This is a genomic window from Psychrobacter halotolerans, from assembly GCF_039680845.1.
GTDB lineage: Bacteria > Pseudomonadota > Gammaproteobacteria > Pseudomonadales > Moraxellaceae > Psychrobacter.
On the sequence record NZ_JBDKWD010000002.1, the window covers coordinates 226,411 to 244,102 of the forward strand.

At 45.6% G+C, this 17,692-nt stretch carries 15 protein-coding genes and 1 riboswitch; of the genes, 11 read left to right on the top strand and 4 right to left on the bottom strand.

The annotated features are described in order from the left end of the window. Positions 1-20: 20 nt before the first annotated feature. Positions 21-2,099: a phosphomethylpyrimidine synthase ThiC gene (thiC, locus tag AAJP47_RS04670; RefSeq protein ID WP_346717096.1), complete on the bottom strand. Its 2,079-nt coding sequence runs from the start codon at positions 2,097-2,099 to the stop codon at positions 21-23. A 322-nt stretch (positions 2,100-2,421) separates the two neighbouring features. After that, a riboswitch (TPP riboswitch) is annotated at positions 2,422-2,566 on the bottom strand. A 375-nt stretch (positions 2,567-2,941) separates the two neighbouring features. Here thiC and pstS point away from each other — a divergent pair. The 5 genes from pstS to phoU all read left to right on the top strand — a co-directional run bounded on the left by pstS (position 2,942) and on the right by phoU (position 8,198). Next, the gene (gene pstS, locus AAJP47_RS04675) at positions 2,942-4,120 is read left to right on the top strand and encodes a phosphate ABC transporter substrate-binding protein PstS (RefSeq protein WP_346716750.1); all 1,179 of its coding nucleotides are present in this window, start codon (positions 2,942-2,944) and stop codon (positions 4,118-4,120) included. Positions 4,121-4,339: 219 nt separating this feature from the next. Continuing rightward, positions 4,340-5,293 (top strand): phosphate ABC transporter permease subunit PstC, encoded by a 954-nt coding sequence (pstC, locus tag AAJP47_RS04680; RefSeq protein WP_346716751.1) that lies wholly within the window; start codon positions 4,340-4,342, stop codon positions 5,291-5,293. Positions 5,294-5,359: 66 nt separating this feature from the next. Further along, a complete protein-coding gene (gene pstA / locus AAJP47_RS04685; RefSeq protein WP_346716752.1) occupies positions 5,360-6,265 on the top strand; it encodes a phosphate ABC transporter permease PstA in 906 nt (301 codons plus the stop codon). A 102-nt stretch (positions 6,266-6,367) separates the two neighbouring features. Then, a complete protein-coding gene (gene pstB / locus AAJP47_RS04690; protein ID WP_497198682.1) occupies positions 6,368-7,288 on the top strand; it encodes a phosphate ABC transporter ATP-binding protein PstB in 921 nt (306 codons plus the stop codon). A gap of 118 nt (positions 7,289-7,406) precedes the next feature. Next, positions 7,407-8,198 (top strand): phosphate signaling complex protein PhoU, encoded by a 792-nt coding sequence (phoU, locus tag AAJP47_RS04695; protein ID WP_346716753.1) that lies wholly within the window; start codon positions 7,407-7,409, stop codon positions 8,196-8,198. Between the two features lie 106 nt (positions 8,199-8,304). On the opposite strand, the gene AAJP47_RS04700 is transcribed toward phoU, so the two are convergent. Both AAJP47_RS04700 and argH read right to left on the bottom strand, forming a co-directional pair. Continuing rightward, complete coding sequence (locus AAJP47_RS04700) at positions 8,305-8,595, bottom strand: oxidative damage protection protein (RefSeq protein ID WP_193005813.1); 291 nt, start codon at positions 8,593-8,595, stop codon at positions 8,305-8,307. Between the two features lie 342 nt (positions 8,596-8,937). Continuing rightward, a complete protein-coding gene (gene argH / locus AAJP47_RS04705) occupies positions 8,938-10,311 on the bottom strand; it encodes an argininosuccinate lyase (RefSeq protein WP_346717098.1) in 1,374 nt (457 codons plus the stop codon). Positions 10,312-10,568: 257 nt separating this feature from the next. Here argH and AAJP47_RS04710 point away from each other — a divergent pair, with 257 nt between their 5' ends. The 6 genes from AAJP47_RS04710 (at position 10,569) to AAJP47_RS04735 (ending at position 16,428) form a co-directional block, all read left to right on the top strand. Next, the gene (locus tag AAJP47_RS04710) at positions 10,569-11,576 is read left to right on the top strand and encodes a histidine kinase (protein ID WP_346716754.1); all 1,008 of its coding nucleotides are present in this window, start codon (positions 10,569-10,571) and stop codon (positions 11,574-11,576) included. A 291-nt stretch (positions 11,577-11,867) separates the two neighbouring features. Beyond that, a complete protein-coding gene (locus AAJP47_RS04715; protein ID WP_346716755.1) occupies positions 11,868-12,605 on the top strand; it encodes a LytR/AlgR family response regulator transcription factor in 738 nt (245 codons plus the stop codon). 178 nt (positions 12,606-12,783) lie between these two features. Next, a complete protein-coding gene (gene hemC / locus AAJP47_RS04720; RefSeq protein ID WP_346716756.1) occupies positions 12,784-13,818 on the top strand; it encodes a hydroxymethylbilane synthase in 1,035 nt (344 codons plus the stop codon). Positions 13,819-13,920: 102 nt separating this feature from the next. Next, complete coding sequence (locus AAJP47_RS04725) at positions 13,921-14,871, top strand: uroporphyrinogen-III synthase (protein ID WP_346716757.1); 951 nt, start codon at positions 13,921-13,923, stop codon at positions 14,869-14,871. 64 nt (positions 14,872-14,935) lie between these two features. Then, a complete protein-coding gene (locus AAJP47_RS04730) occupies positions 14,936-15,895 on the top strand; it encodes a hypothetical protein (protein WP_346716758.1) in 960 nt (319 codons plus the stop codon). 41 nt (positions 15,896-15,936) lie between these two features. Continuing rightward, the gene (locus AAJP47_RS04735) at positions 15,937-16,428 is read left to right on the top strand and encodes an acyl-CoA thioesterase (RefSeq protein WP_346716759.1); all 492 of its coding nucleotides are present in this window, start codon (positions 15,937-15,939) and stop codon (positions 16,426-16,428) included. A 132-nt stretch (positions 16,429-16,560) separates the two neighbouring features. On the opposite strand, the gene ribBA is transcribed toward AAJP47_RS04735, so the two are convergent. Continuing rightward, positions 16,561-17,673 carry a bifunctional 3,4-dihydroxy-2-butanone-4-phosphate synthase/GTP cyclohydrolase II gene (ribBA, locus tag AAJP47_RS04740; RefSeq protein ID WP_346716760.1) on the bottom strand — a complete coding sequence of 371 codons (1,113 nt, stop codon included), beginning with the start codon at positions 17,671-17,673 and terminating at the stop codon, positions 16,561-16,563. Positions 17,674-17,692: the final 19 nt, after the last annotated feature.

A 17,692-nucleotide genomic window follows, 5' to 3' on the forward strand; every position in this document is an offset into this window, starting at 1 on the left:
AAGCATTAAATATTAAACAATCAAACCTCTTTATACAATTGACGTCCTTCCTTATTGTATCTTTCCATCATCTCTGCCATACCTTGACGGACTTCCTCGCTACTGGCTTCACCCACTTGTCCGACCAGTTCTGTATCGACTTTTTTGATCAAATGATCCGCATCGCTTAAATCACCTGATTGCGGCGTGACTTTTTCGCTAGTTACCTTTTTATTAATAGCATCTTTATCAAGTCCTGCTGCATACTCACGCACGTTTTGCGTAATTTTCATTGAGCAAAATTTTGGTCCGCACATAGAGCAAAAGTGCGCGGATTTATGCGCGTCTTTTGGCAAAGTTTCATCATGAAACTCACGCGCCGTATCAGGGTCAAGCGCCAGATTAAATTGATCGTCCCAGCGGAACTCAAAACGGGCTTTGGACAAGGCATTGTCACGTGCCTGCGCACCCGGATGACCTTTGGCAAGGTCGGCGGCATGGGCGGCAATCTTATAGGTGATAATGCCGTCCTTAACATCCTTTTTATTGGGCAAACCTAAGTGTTCTTTAGGTGTCACATAACAAAGCATGGCGGTGCCAAACCAGCCAATCATGGCCGCGCCAATCGCACTGGTGATGTGGTCGTAACCCGGCGCAATATCGGTGGTTAAAGGCCCCAAGGTATAAAACGGCGCATCCGCACATAGCTCAAGCTGCAAGTCCATATTTTCTTTAATACGGTTCATCGCCACATGTCCGGGTCCTTCGATCATCACCTGTACATCGTGCTGCCAAGCCACTTTTGTCAACTCGCCAAGTGTCCGCAGCTCACCAAATTGCGCCTCATCATTGGCATCTTGTAAGCAGCCCGGACGCAGACCATCGCCCAAACTAAAGGCCACATCATACTGCTTCATAATCTCGCAGATGTCTTCAAAATGCGTGTACAAAAAACTCTCTTTATGATGGGCAAGACACCACTGCGCCATGATAGAACCGCCGCGCGACACAATACCCGTCAGGCGTTTTGCGGTCAATGGTACGTAACGGAGCAAAACACCCGCGTGAATGGTGAAGTAATCAACGCCTTGTTCTGCTTGCTCAATTAGAGTGTCGCGGAAGATCTCCCACGTCAAATCTTCTGCCACGCCATCAACTTTTTCTAGTGCTTGGTAAATCGGGACGGTGCCAATTGGTACAGGCGAGTTACGAATGAGCCATTCACGCGTTTCATGAATGTGGTTGCCCGTTGACAGATCCATAATGGTATCCGCGCCCCAACGCGTTGCCCACGTCATTTTTGATACTTCCTCATCGATAGAAGAACCAAGCGCTGAGTTACCAATATTGGCATTGATTTTCACCAAAAAATTGCGCCCGATAATCATCGGCTCAGACTCAGGATGGTTGATATTATTGGGAATAATAGCGCGTCCTGCCGCCACTTCACTGCGCACAAATTCAGGTGTAATGATTTGAGGCGTGTTGGCACCGAAGCTCTCACCATCATGTTGGCGCATATCTGTCAGCTCGTGCTGCTTTTGCGTCTCGCGAATGGCGATATATTCCATCTCAGGGGTGATGATGCCACGGCGCGCGTAGTACATTTGGGTGACATTACCTGCCAGCCCTTCGCCTGTTTTGGCACGGCGCGGCTTATCGATATGAGCAAATCTTAGATTGGCAGTACTGATATCGCGTGCCCGTGCTTGCCCGTACGAGCTGGATAGACCGCTGAGCTGCTCGGTGTCGCCGCGCTCGGCAATCCAGTGTTCGCGCAGTTTTGGCAGACCACGGGTTAAGTCGATATCGACATTGGGGTCGGTATAAACGCCTGAAGTGTCATACACATAAAACGGTGGGTTTTGTTCCCAACTTGACTCCTCCACGCCTTGAATGGGTGTGTTTGCTAAGCTGATTTCGCGCATGGGCACTTGAATGTCAGGACGCGAGCCCTCGATATAGACTTTTTTGGAGGCGGGGAGGATACGATGAAGGTCGCGGGCATCTTCTTCAAAGCGTACGTCACTTGCCGTGCGGTGAGCAGGGGTCTTTAGCGCCTCAGACTTTTTGTCAGATTTGCTGTTGATTGTATCAGTCGTCGGTGAAGTATCAGTCATCGGTGAAGTAGCAGTCGCGTCACTATTTGGCGTATGGATTTGAGGGTTTTGTACGTTCGATGTTGTTTGAATATCTGAAGGTTTCATATGCTGTCCTAGCGTGTTGGTTTTTGAATAAAATCAACACCGCCAGTCGCTGCGGGGTGAAGCCGTATGCAATGAACAAATACAGTCAAAAAGCAAACGTGCGCCCAAAACGAGGCGTAGTAATTCACTCAAAGATTGATGGACACAAATTATTAAAGCCATACAACGGCAAAAAACCGCTGCTAAACGTTGGCAATAATAACAAGGCATTTCTGCGCGCCCTTTGTACATATAGAACATAAGCCTAAGACTTCCCTGCGTCGGTACTAACCGCATCAGGTTCGGCGGGTGATCTCTCAGCGAATGTATAAAGGCGACTATTTTAATAAAGCAAGTTTACTAAAACAGGCCAATATGACACCGCACCCCGAGTCTGTCAGTGTTGTAAATCAACTTTATACTAGCAAATTCCTATCTTAACGGCTAATGATATTTAAAGATAAATATTTTGCCAAAACTATGTTGCCCATAAAAAATATAGCGAGACTGACCCAGATTCTCTTTGCCTGCTGTACTTGTGTCTGTTTCTATACTGACAGAGTCTGCAAAAAAATTGCATTAGGCTCGCATCATAAGGTTGTGTTTCGATTCTAGTCATATTGACGATAGACGTTCTGCAAAAATGAATGGCTAACTTTGACTCAAAATAAAAGATTAAAAAGGTTGTCATTAAACTGTCATAAAAACTTGTCACTATAGCTCGCATGTCACAAACAATGTTTTTTTGTATCGTTGTCAAACTTTAGGAGTCCTACATGCGTTATTCATTATTAGCAGTGGCCGTCAGCTGTACCTTAGCACTTACGGCGTGTAATAAATCGACCGAAACGACAGAGACCGCTGCTGATACTAGTAGTGCTCCTGTTACCACGACTGAAACCACTGGTACTGCAACCACTAGCACCGCCCCTGCTGCTGGCACGGGTTTTAAATCTGCTGAAAACATTGCCATGAACATTACAGGCGCAGGTGCTTCGTTCCCGCAGCCTATCTATGCCAAATGGTCTGCTGACTACAACGCTGCGACTGGCGGTCAAGTTAACTACCAATCAATCGGCTCTTCTGGCGGTATCAAACAAATTCAATCAAAAACTGTTGATTTCGGTGCCTCTGATGCGCCAATGACGCCTGAAGAACTTGAAGAATCTGGTCTTATTCAGTTCCCAACCGTCATCGGCGGCGTGGTACCAATCGTGAATATCGATGGCATTGAGCCTGGTCAGTTGAAACTAGATGGCGAAACCTTAGCCAATATCTATCTAGGTAAAATTAGCAAATGGAATGACCCTGCTATCACTGCTATGAACCCAGATTTGACCCTACCTGATGCGGCGATCACCACCGTTTTCCGCTCAGACGGTTCAGGCACGACTTTTAACTTCACAGATTATTTGGCCAAAGTGTCAACAGATTGGAATGATACGGTCGGTGTTGATAAAACGGTTAAATGGCCAACCTCTGCAACTGGTGCTGGTGGTAAAGGCAACGAAGGCGTATCAAGCTACGTCAACCGTATGAAAAACTCTATCGGTTATGTTGAGTATGCTTACGCCAAGCAAAACAACATGTCACACACAGCGCTTAAAAACGCAGCGGGCAACATCGTACAGCCATCTGCAGAAACATTTGCCGCGGCGGGTGATATTGACTGGTCAAAACAAGACGGTTTTTATAAAGTTATTACCAACTCTGAAACTGCGCAAGCATGGCCAATCGCTGCTGCAACCTTCATCTTGGTTCATAAGCAACCAGAGAATCCTCAGCAAGTGGCTGGCGTATTGAACTTCTTTGACTGGGCTTATAGCCAAGGCGATGATAGTGCCATGGCATTAGATTATGTGCCTTTCTCAGACACGGCAGTGGCATTGTTTAAAGCCAAATGGAACGATGTAAAAGGTAGCGATGGACAACCTGTCTACAAGCCTGCTCAGTAATATAGCTACTTTAATAACTGTTTAATTATTTTCCAGTTACCCTCTCAAATCACTATTCTCCGGTAATGGTTTGAGAGGTTTTATCACAGCAAATTTAATCATCATTTTGATGGATTCTACTGTTTAACGTCTCCGCTTCTGCTTGTTAAGTTTGTTGTCATAAAACCCGCGTAATACTTCTAATCTTTTGATTTGATCCTATTGAATGCTGAGACACTTATGAATGACTTAAGGTCCCAACTGGCCAAACAAAGACGTTACGATACGTTATTTGTCAATGCAACCAAGGCTTTTGCCATACTGGTACTCTTATCTTTAGGCGGCATCTTAGTCTCCTTAATCGTCGGCGCGTGGCCGAGCATTCAAGAATTTGGTCTTGGTTTTTATACCAGCAATAACTGGGACACAGTCGGCAATGAATATGGGGCATTAGCGCCTATTTACGGCACGTTGGTGACATCGTTTATTGCCATTATCATCGCTGTGCCAGTCAGTTTTGGTATTGCTATATTTTTGACAGAAATGTGCCCAAAGTTTTTGAAAAAACCGCTCGGTATTGCCATTGAGCTATTGGCAGGTATCCCCTCCATTATTTATGGTATGTGGGGATTGTTTGTATTTGCGCCTTTTTTTGGTGATCACATTCAGCCATGGTTTATCGAGCATGTTGGTCCTTTGCCTGTTATTGGTAAGCTGTTTACGGGTGCGCCGATGGGGCTGGGAATGTTTACAGCCTCATTAGTGCTTGCCATTATGATTATTCCTTTTATCGCAGCGACCATGCGTGACGTTTTTTCTGTCGTGCCAGATTTGTTGAAAGAATCCGCCTACGGCATGGGCGCCACGACGTGGGAAGTCATGTTTAAGATTATCCTGCCGTATACCAAAGCGGGCGTGGTCGGCGGTGTTATTTTGGGATTGGGTCGGGCACTGGGCGAAACTATGGCCGTAACGTTCTTAATTGGTAACGCCTTTAATATCAGTCCAAGTCTCTTTACGTCTGGCGTCACGATTACCTCTGCCTTGGCCAATGAATTTGCTGAAGCGTCGAGTGAGCTACATCTGGCCTCTTTACTACATTTAGGCTTAATCCTATTTGTCATTACCTTTATCGTCTTGTCGCTTGCCAAGCTAATGCTGATGCGCATGGACAACAAAGCGGGTAACCGCTAGTCGTTCGGTTGGCTATGGACATGTTGACGGTTATAAGTACTGACAAAAAAACGGGACACAAATTTTATGCTTTCTAACAATACAATCAATGCGCCACTACCAGTGAATACAGGCTTTGAGGGTCGTTATAACCGCAGCCTGTATAACAAACGCCGCTGGGCCAATAAGCTGGGTCTCGGCTTTGCGATGTCGGCGATGGTGTTTGGTTTGTTTTGGCTGTTTTGGATTCTACTGACGCTGTTTATTGAAGGCTTTCAAGGTATCGTACAGCTGCCTGTATTTACGGCAGATACACCGCCGCCGATGAGTGCCGGCGGTCTGCGTAACGCCATTGTTGGCTCAATCATGCTGGCGTTTTCAGGATTGTTTATTGGCGCGCCGATTGGACTGATGACCGGTATTTATTTATCTGAGTTTTCGCAAGGCAGTATGCTGGGCAAGGTGACGCGCTTTTTGAACGATATTTTGCTGTCAGCACCCTCGATTGTGATTGGTCTGTTTATTTATGCGCTCATGGTAAAAGGTCAAAACTTTTCTGGTTGGGCAGGCGCGTTGGCGTTGGCATTGATTGTGATTCCTGTGGTGGTACGTACCACCGAAAACATGCTTAATCTGGTGCCCAATAGCATTCGTGAAGCGGCTTATGCACTCGGCACACCCAAATGGAAAATGGTCACACAAGTGACTATCAAGGCCGCTAAAGCGGGTCTTACCACTGGGGTGTTATTGGCTTTCGCTAGAATCACGGGTGAAACGGCGCCCTTACTGTTTACCGCGCTGAACAATCAGTATTTCAGTACCGATATGGGTCAACCCATCGCCAACTTACCCAACACCATTTATCAGTTTGCGATGAGCCCTTACGAAAACTGGCACACGTTGGCGTGGGCAGCGGCACTGTTAATCACAGGTTCTGTCTTGGCACTAAATGTGATTGCGCGGTTTATCGGCGGCCGCGGTCAGACCAAATAAAACTGACAAAAGATCGACAGTAACAGGTATTATTAGTAAGCATTAGTAATAAGCAGCATTTGAATTTATACGAATTTTAATTGAGCTAGGTTGGATAAGACTATGAATGACGTCATGAGCAAAGTTCGCACCAAAAAGACGCCCGATCGCTTCAATGAGACGACAGACAATCTATTGAATAGATCCAAGTCTACTAGCAAACAAATGGAACAGCCAGATATTGCCAGTCTCACCAAGCAAACGCTTCATGACATTCCTAAAAACATGCCTGATGCCAAAATGCAGATTCGTGACTTAAGTTTTTATTATGGTGATTTTAAAGCCCTTAAAAACATCAATATCGACATTCCAGACAAAAAAGTGACGGCCTTTATCGGTCCTTCAGGCTGCGGCAAGTCCACGCTATTACGTACCTTTAACCGTATGTATGATCTGTATCCCGGTATGCGTGCAGAAGGCCAAATCAATCTTGATGGCAAAAACATCTTGGGCAAAGACGTCGATGTGAATTTACTACGCGCTCAAGTCGGCATGGTGTTTCAAAAACCAACGCCATTTCCGATGTCGATCTATGACAATGTCGCCTTTGGCGTGCGTCTTTATGAAAAATTGAGCAAAGCTGAGCTAGATAATCGTGTCGAATGGGCGCTAAAAAAAGCGGCATTGTGGCCTGAGGTAAAAGACAAGCTAAAAGCGTCTGGACTGTCATTATCAGGCGGTCAGCAGCAGCGTCTTTGTATCGCCCGTAGCGTCGCCACCAAGCCTGAGGTGTTGCTACTGGATGAGCCAACTTCCGCCCTTGACCCGATTTCAACTGGCGCTATCGAAGATTTGATCGAAGACTTAAAAAATGACTATACCATCGCGATTGTGACGCACAATATGCAACAAGCGGCGCGCGTGTCGGACTACACCGTCTATATGTACTTAGGCGATATGATTGAGATGGGTGAAACCGATCAGATATTCACCAAACCGAATCAAAAAGCGACGGAAGACTATATCACTGGTCGTTATGGTTGATCAAAAGGGTAGAACCAGCTTGAGATTTTGAGACGTTTAATAAGATTTTGTGAGTCGGCGCGTTCGACTCATAAAGCACCGCCCGCTATTAAAATATGGATTTCAGGGAATATCTCTTATGCAAAGTGACAAGCATATCTCTAAAAGTTTCGATCAAGATCTCGATGAAGCCATCCGTCTGTTTTTGTACATGGGCGATAGCGCAGCCAACCAAGTTGCCAAAGCCATTCATGCCCTTATTGATAAAGATGAGACGCTCGCGCAAGAGGTCATCGATATGGACTTCGAAATCAATCGCAGGGAAGTGGAGCTGGATGAACATATCTTGTTATTGGTGGCCAAACGCCAGCCAGCTGCCAGTGATTTACGCTTAGTCATGTCCATCAGTAAAGGCGTGGTTGATTTAGAACGCATTGGCGATGAAGCCGTAAAAATTGCGCAAATGGCCAAAAAAATCACCTCACAAGGTAAGTCCTCTTACGGTTATGCCGAAGTACAACACCTTAGCAACCAAGTTCGTTTGATGCTGCATAATGCCCTAGAAGCGTTTAGTCAGTCCAATGCGGAGCAAGCATTTGAAGTCATGCGTAATGATGACATGGTCAACGACGAGTACCAGTCGGCCATTCGTGCGTTAATGACTTATATCATGGAAGACTCGCGGCACGTCTCAAAAGTGATTAACATTATGTGGGTACTGCGCGCGCTTGAGCGGATTGGCGACCATGCTCAAAACGTGGCTGAATTGGTCATCAACTATAGTAGCGGCCAAGATGTGCGTCACTCCGACTATACAAAGGTTGAAAAGGCAGTACAGGAAGCCAATGACCGTATGGCAGCGCGGCAAGTGAATACCCTGTCAACCATGTCGTTGACAGATCTTGAATCATCGGACAGCGATGCCGATTGAGCCATGTAAGTTAATGGTTATCCTAATTTATAAAAAACGCGCTATAGTGATATAGCGCGTTTTTTTATGAGCTTTTTTATGAGAGGGATAAATCAAAAATTGATGGCTAGCTTTCGGGCGTCCAGCCTTGGGCGCGCTCATAATCTTCATTGTCCAAAAACTTATCACGCTGCTCTGTTAAGAATTTTTTGGCTTCAGGATCCATCATGCTCAAGTGATTTTCATTAATCAGCATGGTTTGATGCTCAAGCCATTCTTTCCATGCTTTATCAGATACCGTGTCTTGTAGTTCTTGGCCTTTTTTATTGGGGAAAGGTGGATGCGGCATTTTTGGCAATTCTTGCTTATATTTGCGGCAAAATACGGTATTGGCTTGCGGGTTAAATGTCTCAGTCATAAAGTATTCCTTATTTTTTTATAGTAAAAGGTCTAATCAGATAAGTTTGTTTATCTATGATAACGGTCTTATAAGATTTAGCAAAGGGTATCTGGTATATATAGCCGATTCACTTCAAAAAGAATGTAGTATTGCTGGGATTTATGTTTCGAAGCCTCTGGAGTGCGAAGCACACAGCAAGCGAGAAAAATTTATCCCAGCAAAACGCTATTATAAGTATGTCCTTTTTAGTCTAAGCTGACTATCGTTATAGTTTTTGGATTCGGTGACAAACAAAAAAACACCCGCTACTGAGACGGGTGTTTTTTGTACAAGCATTAAGCAAGCTTCTTCATTGAAATCTTAGGCAAACGCTTTTAAACGCGAACGCCCATTAACGACTGCTTGCTTAACTTGGTTGGGCGCGGTACCGCCTAAATGATCACGAGCAGCCAGTGATCCTTCTAGCGTTAGGTAGTCAAACACATCATCACCAATGGCATCGCTAAACTGTTTTAACTGTGCCAACGACAAGTCACTTAAATCAACGCCTTCTTTAATGCCGAGCGCGACAGCGTTACCGACGACTTCATGGGCGTCACGGAATGCGACACCATTGCGCACTAAGTAATCGGCCAAGTCAGTCGCGGTTGCATAACCTTTCATGGTGGCAGCTCGCATCGCATCAACGTTTGGTGTGATGTTCGGTAGCATATCAGCAAAGGCCAATAGCGAACCCGTCAATGTATCAACGCAATCAAAAAGTGGCTCTTTGTCTTCTTGGTTGTCTTTATTGTAGGCCAGTGGCTGACTTTTCATTAGGCTAAGTAGCGTCATCAATTGACCGAACACTCGCGCTGCTTTACCACGTACCAATTCAGGGACGTCTGGATTTTTCTTTTGCGGCATGATGGATGAGCCAGTACAGAAGCGATCTGGTATTTGCACAAAGTTAAACTGCGCCGACATCCAAAGAATAATCTCTTCACTCATGCGTGACATATGCATCATGAGAATCGAGGCCGCTGAGGTAAATTCAATGGCGAAATCACGATCTGACACCGCATCCAGTGAGTTTTGGCAAATGCCTTCAAAACCCAGCAACTCTGCGGTAATGGTACGATCGATAGGGAAGGTCGTGCCAGCAAGAGCGGCGCTACCAAGTGGCATCTGATTGATACGGCGGCGGGCGTCGACCAAGCGTTCAGTATCACGGTACAACATCTCAAACCATGCCATGACGTGATGCCCGAAGCTGACAGGCTGGGCGGTTTGTAGATGGGTAAAGCCTGGCATAATAGTCAAGGTATGCTGCTCAGCCAAGTCCAGCAGACCGCTTTGCAGACGCACCAGCAAGGCAATAATATTATCCGTCTCTTCACGTAACCAAAGACGAATGTCGGTGGCGACCTGATCATTGCGGCTACGCCCCGTGTGCAGTTTTTTGCCGACCGAACCGATGATATCAGTTAAACGTGACTCAACGTTCATGTGCACATCTTCAAGCGCGATCGACCAGTTAAACTCGCCCGCTTCGATTTCGCGCAGCACTTGATGAAGGCCGTCAATAATGGTGGCCACTTCTTCAGCCGTTAAAATGCCACACTCTTTAAGCATGGTCGCGTGGGCAATTGAGCCTTGAATATCGTGACGGGCAAAACGTTGATCGAAACCAACGGATGCGGTAAAGGCTGCTACGAAGCTGTCGGTCGCCTCACTAAAACGGCCACCCCACATCTGTTGGCCCTGAGCGCCTTCAGTGGTGTTTTGTGAAGCGTTATTTGTTGTAGAAACATCTGTGCTAGAATCAGAGACAGAGGTATTCATATTCGATTCAGGATTACTATGGTTTGAAGAATTGGCATTCATATCGATACAGGACAAGTCAAGAGAATAAGAACTCGAGTATAGCAAAGGATGAGGTTGCCTTACTAGCGGAGCGCTTAGAGTTTTTTATTCCCAAGCTCATGAAAATCTTGAGACCTTGGCAGTGGATGCTGTACATTTTTTTTTGGTCACTGTTTATCACGGTGATTGAACGCCAAGGTTTGGCCACTTGGTCGGAGTTTCTGATTCGGTTTTTGGGTAGGTTTATCCAAGACGTTCTGATTGTGATGCCTTCACTGTATCTGATTGACTATCTGCGACCCACTTTTAAAAAAGCCAGTACCTTAAGTGTAAGCATTCGAGTTGTACTGCTGCTGATGTTTGCGTCTATTGTAGCGACAACGTTTGTGCTCCTTATCATGGTAAATATGGGATGGATGTCGTATCACCCTCGAGAATTTATCTTGAGTTTGCTGTTTGATACGCTATGTACGGGCGGTTTTACTTTAATATTTTTACTGTATTTTCTACGTATTTATCGCGAACTCAATGCGCTTAGACTCTCATTTGAGTATAAGTTGGCCACTCAAAACGACTTAATCAAAGCCCGCATTGCGCCGCACTTTTTCTTTAATACGCTAAATACGCTTGTGTCGCTTATGGAATCCAATCCAGCAAAAGCAGCTTCTTTATTGCAGCACGTGTCTGCGCTGTTCCGAGCCAGCTTTACAGGCGCTCATGAGATCAGTTTTGAAGAAGAGATTGCCCTTTGTGAGCATTATCTAGAAATTGAAGCGAGCCGTTTGGCAGACAAACTTGAGGTAAGCTGGCAGTTGCCCGATGAAGACATCATGTATGACATGGTGATCACCGCTCTCACCCTCCAAAGCGTTTTGGAAAAAATGTTGATTAACGTCGTTGAGATGACGACTGAAACGATCCATATAGATATTAAAGTGACGTGGCAAAGTCATCGCGTGACGATTACGATTGGTGTCGAGCTTCCCCAAAAGACGCTGATTATCAATCATGATTTGCGTCAACACATGGATTTTTATATTCAAGCTGAGCGTTTACGAGCCTATTTCGGTCATGATTCCGATATTAAAAGTGTGGTAACCAACGCCCAAATCATCACCGTTATCGATTATCCGTTACAAGATGTCGGTTTATAACCTTTCGATTTATAACCTGTCAGTCTATAACGACGAGTTTATAACTGTTTGTTTTTTATCACTTACTCTTCTGCTACCTTCCTTCAATAAATAAGCGTGGCATGCTTATTGCTTTATAGTAAACTTATCAGTAATAGAAAGAGATTGACTGTAAGTTAAGAGAATTAAGTTTGAAGATCTCTTGACTAAGTGGTCTCTTTATTCAGGGATTAGATTTTCTATTCTAAATAAAGGCAATAAATGCCAGTACGATTGAAAATATATTCGGTCTACCGGAAGATAGGAGTTTGCATGCGTATTGTAGTTTGTGATGATGAGCCACTAGCGCGTGAGCGTTTGGTCAGAATCGTACAGGAGTCAGGTCACGAGGTGGTTGCTCAAGCGACAACCGGGATACAAGCCATTGTGGCCGTAAAAACCAAGCAGCCAGATATCATATTGTTAGACATTCGTATGCCCGAGATGGATGGGGTACGCTGTGCTCAAGAACTTGCTCAACTTGATCATCCACCAGCGATTATATTTGTGACCGCGTATGATCATTATGCAATAGCCGCGCTAAAAGCCAATGCGATTGCTTATCTATTAAAACCTGCTAATAAAGACGAATTGTTAGAGTCATTAAATAAAGCAAAAAGCCTGAACGCGGCACAGTTAAACGAGATTCGTAAGCTGGAAGATCCAACGGCACGACCCGTACGCGAGCACATTGCTGCTCGTACGCACCGCGGCGTTGAACTGATTAAGCTCAAAGACATCTATTACTTTACGGCCGATCAAAAATACGTCAAAGTGCGTCACAAAGACGGTATTTTATTGATTGATGAGACACTAAAAGAGCTGGAACAAGAGTTTGAGGATCGACTCTTCCGAGTGCACCGTAACGCGATTATTAACCTTGGGTTTTTGGACTTTTTAGAAACGTTGGACGCCGGACAATACCAAATACGTTTTAAAGGTATCAGTGATACGTTGGCCGTCAGTCGTCGTCATTTACCTGCCTTACGTGATAAGATTCAAAGCATGTAGTCCGCTATATTACGATGGACAAACTCATCCCATATCATCAAGCCTTTATTTATGCTTAAATAGAGGTATTTTTTTGCGTCAGCATTTATAGTCAGTGACTAATATTGTCCATGTTGTATGGCAAGTCTACTGTCTTTTTGAATGCGGGCGTCTAGTATTGAGATTATCGAGGTCCTTTATGAGCAATTTGCAGCAACCTGCCTTAACTACCTTAACGATTGCTACACGTCAGAGCCCTTTGGCATTATGGCAAGCGGAGCACATTCGTGATCGTCTGTCAGAGATGTATCCTGAATTGACAATTGAGTTGCTAAAAATTGTCACTAAGGGTGACAAGATTTTGGACACACCTTTGGCCAAAATCGGTGGGAAAGGTTTGTTTGTCAAAGAACTGGAACAAGCCTTGTATGATAAACAGGCAGATATTGCCGTGCATTCACTAAAAGATGTGCCGATGCAGTTGCCTGAAGGTTTGACGCTGGGTGTTTATTGCAAACGCGCGTCACCAACAGATGCATTCGTCTCTAACACTTATGCGAATATTGATGAGTTGCCACAAGGGGCGGTTGTTGGGACATCAAGCTTGCGCCGTCAGTGCCAACTCAAAGCCTATCGTCCAGATTTGCAGATCAAAACCTTGCGCGGTAACGTTGGGACTCGTTTAGGTAAGCTGGATGCGGGCGAGTATGACGCCATTATTCTAGCAACCAGTGGGCTTCAACGTATTGAGCTTGATGCGCGCATACGCGGCGAGCTTGATATTGATACTTGCTTACCTGCGGTGGGGCAAGGCGCATTGGCCATTGAGTGCCGTGACGGTGATGATCAGGTATTAAAATTACTGGCGCCGCTCAATGACGACAAGGCTCGTATCCGCCTTATAGCTGAGCGCGCCCTTAACCGTCATCTAGAAGGCGGCTGCCAAGTCCCAATCGCAGCATATGCTGTTCTACAAATGGCGGATGAAACCGAGGTCAATAACGACGACAATGGTGAAGATGGCAATAACGACAATGGCAATGTCTTATGGCTACGTGGCCGTGTGGGTCAAGCCGATGGTAGTGAGCTGCTCAAGGCAGAAAAACGAGTAACGTTGTCCGGTACGCAGGTTGAAAAAGAAGCGCAGGCCAATCAGCTCGGTATCGATGTCGCAAAGCAACTACTCGCTGATGGGGCGGGCGAGATTCTAACAGCAATCTACCACCCTGAATAACGCATCTATTATTGGGTCATCGTTTTGTTTGGCCATTTTTGACCAATGTAACGTTGTAACGTTGTAACGTTCACTGTTCAGATTGAGGATATGCCCTAGTCTATGAGCGAACATCAATCCGTGGAGCATCCTTTGCCAGAGCCGCGAGTGGTTATCAATACGCGACCAGTAGAGCGTGCCGCCTTGTTGACCCAGCATTTGCAAGCCGCTGGATTAGCAGTGGCCGAGATGCCAATGTTGGCACTACAGTCGCGGCCAACGACTGATGATGATGTAACAAAGATGCACCAATGGTTAATAGGCGAGTATAAAGCCTTGGTAATTGTCAGTCCGACCGCTGCTGCTTCAGGGTTGGCAGTTTGGCAAACATTGGAGCGTGAGGTAGAGGGCAGACCTCATGAACAAGAAGTTCTAACCGTATTTGGTCGCTTAAAGTCACCAAGCCCGCTTATCGCCGTCGGTGACGCCACCGCGACTGTGCTGAATCATGCGCATTTAGATACGGCAAGCTACCCAGTCCGCCAACCTAAAACTGCCAATAATGAAGGTATGTTAGCGATGCCTGAAATTGAACGCTTACAGGCGGGTGATAAGGTGCTGATCTGGCGAGGGCTGGGTGGAAGGCGGTTATTGGTCGATGCATTACAAGCGCGCGGTGTTCATGTCGATAGCATTGCTTGGTATGAGCGTGTCATGCCGATTGCAGCTAGAGTGCAGTATCAAGCGTGGCGACAAGCATTTTTAACCCGTCATGCTAAAGTTGCACCATCCAAACAAACAAAGCCAATCGTTGTGATCAGTAGTGGAACGGCTTTTGAGCATTGGATGACGGTGGTGAACGAAACCTCAGTAGCCTCTTCCTTGACGCAATCAGACTGTATGAGCGCAGATGATGAGATGCAATACCAGCAGACACTCACCTTATCAGATTTTACTTATATCGTATTAGGGGCGCGCTTAACCAACCAAGTGGCAAAGCAGCAGTTAGATCATTGGCAAGTAGACGACTTAGCACCAGAGACTATTCTTGCTGCGATTAACGCGACAACCTAGTATGATCTATTCTCTACTTATTCGCGGTAACTATGTTCAAATTTATCACTAACGGTACTGCCTTATGTCAATGAATTCTAAATCGTTATCTAAGGATCCCTCTACTGTTCAGCAGCGCCGGCAAGCGACTATGTTTTTGTTGCGATTGCAGTGGCTGGTTATTTTATTACTGATCGCGGCATTGTTGGGACTATACATCAACCAACATCGTTTCCAGCAAAACGTCAATGAGCGTTTGCAAAGCAACGAGCAGGTAGTGAGTCGTCTTAATGAGATGGACGATCGCTTATTTGCCATGAGTCAGCAGACATTGCCGGAGCCAAGGGCTGTGGCTAGCAGTCAAGCGCAAAACCAGCTTGATCTGCTCCGTATTCAAACCAAAGCCGCTGACAGATTATTGGTGGATAATAATGACAGTGCCGCAATAGAATTATTGCGAGGTTTACACTGGCAGCTCTCACAAAGCAATAATGAGATTGCGCCAGCGCTCACCGTCGTCATCAAACAAAGTTTGATCAAAGATATCGAGCGCCTACAAGCAAGAAGTGCGCAGCCCAGTCCTTGGCAACTACAAAATCTAGCCATTCAAAATATTCAAGATTTTTTGCACAGTCATGAACGGGTTGCAACGGCTAATGAGGCGTCTCAAACCACCGCTAATAACGTATTGACGCGTCGCCAACTGGTGGTTCACGAGGTTATCATGACCTTGAATCTGGCCATTCAAGCGAGCAATATGCGTGAAAAAGAGCCGTTCATAGGGTATCTACGTCAAGCGCAAAACCAGCTAAAAACGCTAGTGCCAAAGGAGATGACGGCGCAAGCAAATACAACGGCTAATGCAAAAACCGCGCGTTTAGGCTCTGATGCTACCGCCTCAAAAGCTGACCAAACCAACTTACAAAACAATGCCGCACCGACTAATATTCCAGAAGTCATAGCGCTGCTTGATCAGTTGATCGCCAATGCGCCAAAGCCAACCCCTTTACTAACCACTCAAGTTTTAAACAAGCCCCAGCGCTAGTTGAAAATTTTATTTGTACAAGAAATAAGAGACATCCTGTTATGCATAGCTCAAAACAAATGGTGAATTTACCAGCCGATCTGTTAGACGATCAGCACCCTGAGGCCTTGGCGCATTATCCTATCATTCATTATCAGCCCATACATTGGGGAGAGATGGATGCTTTTAACCACCTAAATAATGTGGTTTATTATCGCTACTCTGAATCAGCGCGTATTGGCTATCTAGAAGCCTTAGAGATGTTTGATGGTAATATGATGACGGTTTTGGCACAATCGAGCTGTCAGTATTTAAAGCCAGTGACGTATCCTGATACCTTGTTGTTAGGCGTGCGTTGCCAGCGTTTGGGCAACACCAGCATCGTGCTGGAGTATAGTTATTACAGCACTGCACAAGAGACAATTGTCGCGACGGCTGAGGCAGTCATCGTACGTTTAGAGAGTAATGGCAAAGATAAATTGCCTTGGACAGAAGCAGAGCGTCAGCGTTTGTTCGCATTAGAGAAAAAATTTGGTCATGTACCCAAAGCTTGAAGTGATATAAATTTTTAATCAGTTAAAAATATAGCAAAGAATAAAGATTGGATCGTTAAATAAAAAGGCACGCTGATTCCATATCAGCGTGCCTTTTTATAAAGCGGTTTAAAACCAGTGTGCTAGCAAAGATTACTCTTGCGTTGGCGCATGTACAAAATCTACCACGTTTAGATCAAAGCCTGATAACGCATAAAATTTCATTGGCGATGACAATAAGCGCATGTCACGTACGCCTAAATGACGTAAGATCTGTGCGCCAACTCCAATGCTGCGATACGGCTGCTTGGTAATCGTTGATTGCGATTGGTTGTTTGACGCTTTATCTAGCGCTTCTCCCAAATCTACTGGATCATGGTCGCCAACCCATACCAAGACACCGCGCTCTGATGCGCTGATCTCTTTTAACGCAGATTGTACGCTCCAACCGCTACGACCCGTCATATCGTTTTTGGCGGCAAACAAGTCGCGCAATGGCTGGAACCCATGTACGCGCACAGTACTGACGCCTTCGCTCACATCGCCTTTTACCAATGCTAAATGCGTCTCATCAGCACCAAACTCACGGAAACGATGCAAGGTAAAGGTGCCGTATTCAGTTTCAAACGGACGAGTTTCAATTTCTTCAACCGTTTGCTCGTTGGCGATACGATAATTGATAAGATCGGCAATCGTGCCTATTTTAATATCATGCTCTTTTGCAAATATCTCAAGATCATCACGACGTGCCATGGTGCCATCAGCATTGATGATTTCGACAAGAACGGAAGCAGGCTCAAGACCTGCCAATCTTGCCAAGTCGCAGCCTGCTTCGGTGTGACCAGCACGATGCAAGACGCCACCATCTTGCGCGATAATAGGAAAGATATGACCTGGCTGTACGATGTCTTCAGCTTTGGCAGATGATGCGACTGCCGCTTGAATAGTACGCGCACGATCAGCCGCAGAGATACCTGTGGTCACGCCTTCAGCCGCTTCAATGGATACGGTAAAGTTGGTGCTAAATTTTGCCTCATTACGATCTGACATGAGTGGCAATGCCAACTGCTCGCCACGCGCTTTTGAAATCGTCAAACAAACCAAACCGCGAGCGTGGGTAATCATAAAGTTGATATCTTCAGGACGCACATGGGTCGCCGCCATAATAATATCACCTTCGTTTTCGCGGTCTTCATCATCCATTAAAATGACCATTTTGCCAGCACGAATGTCGTCAATAATTTCAGGGATTGTGTTTAAACTCATAGGAAATCTCAATATTTTA